This window comes from Marinobacter sp. F4206 (assembly GCF_019392195.1).
Classification (GTDB): Bacteria; Pseudomonadota; Gammaproteobacteria; order Pseudomonadales; family Oleiphilaceae; genus Marinobacter.
In genome coordinates, this window is record NZ_JAHXKI010000008.1 from 1 (window position 1) to 5,505 (window position 5,505).

Sequence of the window (5,505 nt, forward strand, 5' to 3'; positions counted from 1 at the left end):
ATTTTTCGGCGCTTTCCGGAGACGGAAAACAGAGAAAAATAACGGTTGACAAGGTGGCGGTTCGATGTAGAATACGCGGCCTTGATTGAGCAACAGCTCAAACGCTCTTTAAAAAATTGACCAAGTAATTCGTGTGGGCGCTGGCCGAGGTATTTCGGATACGAAATATCAGGACAGTGACTCGTCGAAATTGAGTTTTGTCTTGAGCAAGAATAGAGAATCTTCGGATTCTTGTATGATTTAAACTGAAGAGTTTGATCATGGCTCAGATTGAACGCTGGCGGCAGGCTTAACACATGCAAGTCGAGCGGTAACAGATCTAGCTTGCTAGATGCTGACGAGCGGCGGACGGGTGAGTAATGCATAGGAAACTGCCCAGTAGTGGGGGATAGCCCGGGGAAACCCGGATTAATACCGCATACGTCCTTCGGGAGAAAGCAGGGGATCTTCGGACCTTGCGCTATTGGATGTGCCTATGTCGGATTAGCTAGTTGGTGGGGTAAGAGCCTACCAAGGCGACGATCCGTAGCTGGTCTGAGAGGATGATCAGCCACATCGGGACTGAGACACGGCCCGAACTCCTACGGGAGGCAGCAGTGGGGAATATTGGACAATGGGGGAAACCCTGATCCAGCCATGCCGCGTGTGTGAAGAAGGCTTTCGGGTTGTAAAGCACTTTCAGTGAGGAGGAAAACCTTACGACTAATACTCGTGAGGCTTGACGTTACTCACAGAAGAAGCACCGGCTAACTCCGTGCCAGCAGCCGCGGTAATACGGAGGGTGCAAGCGTTAATCGGAATTACTGGGCGTAAAGCGCGCGTAGGTGGTTTGATAAGCGAGATGTGAAAGCCCCGGGCTTAACCTGGGAACGGCATTTCGAACTGTCAGGCTAGAGTGTGGTAGAGGGTAGTGGAATTTCCTGTGTAGCGGTGAAATGCGTAGATATAGGAAGGAACACCAGTGGCGAAGGCGGCTACCTGGACCAACACTGACACTGAGGTGCGAAAGCGTGGGGAGCAAACAGGATTAGATACCCTGGTAGTCCACGCCGTAAACGATGTCAACTAGCCGTTGGGGATCTTGAATCCTTAGTGGCGCAGCTAACGCACTAAGTTGACCGCCTGGGGAGTACGGCCGCAAGGTTAAAACTCAAATGAATTGACGGGGGCCCGCACAAGCGGTGGAGCATGTGGTTTAATTCGACGCAACGCGAAGAACCTTACCTGGCCTTGACATGCAGAGAACTTTCCAGAGATGGATTGGTGCCTTCGGGAACTCTGACACAGGTGCTGCATGGCCGTCGTCAGCTCGTGTCGTGAGATGTTGGGTTAAGTCCCGTAACGAGCGCAACCCCTATCCCTAGTTGCTAGCAGTTCGGCTGAGAACTCTAGGGAGACTGCCGGTGACAAACCGGAGGAAGGTGGGGATGACGTCAGGTCATCATGGCCCTTACGGCCAGGGCTACACACGTGCTACAATGGTGCGTACAGAGGGCTGCAAACCCGCGAGGGGGAGCTAATCTCACAAAACGCATCGTAGTCCGGATCGGAGTCTGCAACTCGACTCCGTGAAGTCGGAATCGCTAGTAATCGCGAATCAGAATGTCGCGGTGAATACGTTCCCGGGCCTTGTACACACCGCCCGTCACACCATGGGAGTGGATTGCACCAGAAGTAGTTAGTCTAACCTTCGGGAGGACGATTACCACGGTGTGGTTCATGACTGGGGTGAAGTCGTAACAAGGTAGCCGTAGGGGAACCTGCGGCTGGATCACCTCCTTAAACGAAGCCGAAAGCTTCGGTCAGAGTCCACACGAATTACTTGGTTGATTAATAAAGAGAGCAGATGGGTCTATCAGGCCCGTACCATTGGGTCTGTAGCTCAGGTGGTTAGAGCGCACCCCTGATAAGGGTGAGGTCGGTGGTTCAAGTCCACCCAGACCCACCAAAATCGCGCAGCTTGCGGGTTGAACGATTTGAGGTAGCTTAAATGGGGCTATAGCTCAGCTGGGAGAGCGCCTGCCTTGCACGCAGGAGGTCGGCAGTTCGATCCTGCCTAGCTCCACCAAAACTTTACTGACTAACTCCGGTTAGCAGTGTCCAGAAACAAGCATTTCATCACGACGACACCGGTTGTTGGATGAAGTTCTTCTTTCTGATCACTGGGTCAGATTTGCTCTTTAACAAATTGGACGAGATAGAAATACCGATTATTGGATTCCATTATCTCCGGAATTCGATAATCAAGTGATAGCGATTTCAAGCGTTATCCGGTGTTGTCGTTGAAGTGGTTGTATATGACTTCAAGTGGCTGTCTCGAAACAGGGTTCTTTGTCAGGCTTGCCTGGTGAAGAGCGTTGAATCGTGATCAGTTGTCTTGGGGTTATATAGTCAAGCAACTAAGCGCATACGGTGGATGCCTTGGCAGTCAGAGGCGATGAAAGACGTGGAAGCCTGCGATAAGGTTCGGGGAGCTGGCAAACGAGCTGTGATCCGGACATTTCTGAATGGGGAAACCCACCTGGTTTCGGCCAGGTACCTTGCACTGAATCCATAGGTGTAAGGGGCGAACCGGGGGAACTGAAACATCTAAGTACCCCGAGGAAAAGAAATCAACCGAGATTCCCTAAGTAGCGGCGAGCGAACGGGGATTAGCCCTTAAGCTAAACAACTGGTAGGAGAAGGCTCTGGAAAGTGCCGCCATAGTGGGTGATAGCCCCGTATCCGAAACCTGAGTTTAGTGAAATCGAGTAGGACGGGACACGTGATATCCTGTCTGAATATGGGGGGACCATCCTCCAAGGCTAAATACTCCTGACTGACCGATAGTGAACCAGTACCGTGAGGGAAAGGCGAAAAGAACCCCTGTGAGGGGAGTGAAATAGATCCTGAAACCGTATGCGTACAAGCAGTCGGAGCGGACTTGTTCCGTGACGGCGTACCTTTTGTATAATGGGTCAGCGACTTATGTTCAGTGGCGAGGTTAACCGTTTAGGGGAGCCGTAGGGAAACCGAGTCTGAATAGGGCGATTTAGTCGCTGGGCATAGACCCGAAACCGGGCGATCTATCCATGAGCAGGTTGAAGGTTGAGTAACATCAACTGGAGGACCGAACCCACTGTCGTTGAAAAGCCAGGGGATGACTTGTGGATCGGAGTGAAAGGCTAATCAAGCCCGGAGATAGCTGGTTCTCCCCGAAAGCTATTTAGGTAGCGCCTCGGACGAATACCACAGGGGGTAGAGCACTGTTTCGGCTAGGGGGTCATCCCGACTTACCAACCCGATGCAAACTCCGAATACCTGTGAGTACTATCCGGGAGACACACGGCGGGTGCTAACGTCCGTCGTGAAGAGGGAAACAACCCAGACCGCCAGCTAAGGTCCCCAAGTACCAGTTAAGTGGGAAACGATGTGGGAAGGCTCAGACAGCTAGGAGGTTGGCTTAGAAGCAGCCATCCTTTAAAGAAAGCGTAATAGCTCACTAGTCGAGTCGGCCTGCGCGGAAGATGTAACGGGGCTCAAACTGGTCACCGAAGCTGCGGCTGCATACTTTGTATGCGGGGTAGGGGAGCGTTCTGTAAGCCTGCGAAGGTGTGTTGAGAAGCATGCTGGAGGTATCAGAAGTGCGAATGCTGACATGAGTAACGACAATGCGGGTGAAAAACCCGCACGCCGGAAGACCAAGGGTTCCTGCGCAACGCTAATCGGCGCAGGGTGAGTCGGCCCCTAAGGCGAGACCGAAAGGTGTAGTCGATGGGAAACGGATTAATATTTCCGTACCTTGGATAGCTGCGATGGAGAGACGGAGAAGGCTAGGTGAGCCGGGCGACGGTTGTCCCGGTTTAAGCGAGTAGGGAGTGGACTTAGGCAAATCCGGGTCCACAATCCTGAGACGCGACGACGACTGCCCTTTTAGGGCGGGAAGTCATTGATGCCATGCTTCCAGGAAAATCTTCTAAGCTTCAGGCTATTCGAGACCGTACCCCAAACCGACACAGGTGGTCAGGTAGAGAATACCAAGGCGCTTGAGAGAACTCGGGTAAAGGAACTAGGCAAAATGGTGCCGTAACTTCGGGAGAAGGCACGCTGGTTGTATGTGAAGCCCCTGCGGGTGGAGCAGAAGCCAGTCGAAGATACCAGGCCCCTGCGACTGTTTATTAAAAACACAGCACTGTGCAAACACGAAAGTGGACGTATACGGTGTGACGCCTGCCCGGTGCCGGAAGGTTAATTGATGGGGTTAGCATTCGTGCGAAGCTCTTGATCGAAGCCCCGGTAAACGGCGGCCGTAACTATAACGGTCCTAAGGTAGCGAAATTCCTTGTCGGGTAAGTTCCGACCTGCACGAATGGCGTAACGATGGGGGCGCTGTCTCTACCCGAGACTCAGTGAAATTGAAATCGCCGTGAAGATGCGGTGTATCCGCGGCTAGACGGAAAGACCCCGTGAACCTTTACTATAGCTTCACAGTGAACTTTGAGCAGTTTTGTGTAGGATAGCTGGGAGGCTTTGAAGCGGTGACGCCAGTCATCGTGGAGCCAACCTTGAAATACCAGCCTGAGCTGTTTGAGGTTCTAACTTGGACCCCTTATCGGGGTTGAGGACACTGTGTGGTGGGTAGTTTGACTGGGGCGGTCTCCTCCCAAAGCGTAACGGAGGAGCACAAAGGTGGGCTAAGCATGGTCGGACATCATGCGGTTAGTGTAATGGCACAAGCCCGCTTAACTGCGAGACAGACACGTCGAGCAGGTGCGAAAGCAGGTCATAGTGATCCGGTGGTTCTGTATGGAAGGGCCATCGCTCAACGGATAAAAGGTACTCCGGGGATAACAGGCTGATACCGCCCAAGAGTTCACATCGACGGCGGTGTTTGGCACCTCGATGTCGGCTCATCACATCCTGGGGCTGAAGCCGGTCCCAAGGGTATGGCTGTTCGCCATTTAAAGTGGTACGCGAGCTGGGTTTAGAACGTCGTGAGACAGTTCGGTCCCTATCTGCCGTGGACGTTGGAGATTTGAGGAAAGCTGCTCCTAGTACGAGAGGACCGGAGTGGACGAACCGCTGGTGTTCGGGTTGTGTCGCCAGACGCATTGCCCGGTAGCTATGTTCGGATAGGATAACCGCTGAAAGCATCTAAGCGGGAAGCCCCTTCCAAGATGAGATCTCCCTGGACCTTCGAGGTCCCTGAAGAGCCGTTCAAGACCAGGACGTTGATAGGTCGGGTGTGTAAGCGCTGCGAGGCGTTGAGCTAACCGATACTAATTGCTCGTGCGGCTTGACTATATAACACCCAAGACAATTGCGGATAACGCAACAACGAAATCTCTATCACATTCCATCTCGTCCCCCAGTGATCAACCGTTTTGTCTGACGACCATAGCGGCTTGGAACCACCTGATCCCATCCCGAACTCAGAAGTGAAACAGGCCTGCGCCGATGGTAGTGTGGCATTGCCCATGTGAGAGTAGGTCATCGTCAGACTCTTAATACCTAAACCCCAGCTTC

At 52.9% G+C, this 5,505-nt stretch carries 2 tRNA genes and 3 rRNA genes; all 5 read left to right on the forward strand.

Going from position 1 to position 5,505, the window contains the following annotated elements:
* Positions 1-242: 242 nt before the first annotated feature.
* The 5 genes from KZO34_RS18535 (at position 243) to rrf (ending at position 5,481) form a co-directional block, all read left to right on the forward strand.
* Positions 243-1,782: ribosomal RNA gene (locus KZO34_RS18535) — 16S ribosomal RNA — on the forward strand.
* A gap of 89 nt (positions 1,783-1,871) precedes the next feature.
* Positions 1,872-1,948 (forward strand) — tRNA-Ile (locus KZO34_RS18540).
* 44 nt (positions 1,949-1,992) lie between these two features.
* Positions 1,993-2,068, forward strand: a tRNA-Ala gene (locus KZO34_RS18545).
* Positions 2,069-2,389: 321 nt separating this feature from the next.
* Positions 2,390-5,283: ribosomal RNA gene (locus tag KZO34_RS18550) — 23S ribosomal RNA — on the forward strand.
* An 83-nt stretch (positions 5,284-5,366) separates the two neighbouring features.
* Positions 5,367-5,481 (forward strand): 5S ribosomal RNA (gene rrf / locus KZO34_RS18555).
* Together the 16S, 23S and 5S rRNA genes with 2 tRNA genes alongside form the textbook arrangement of a ribosomal RNA operon.
* Positions 5,482-5,505 lie beyond the last annotated feature (24 nt).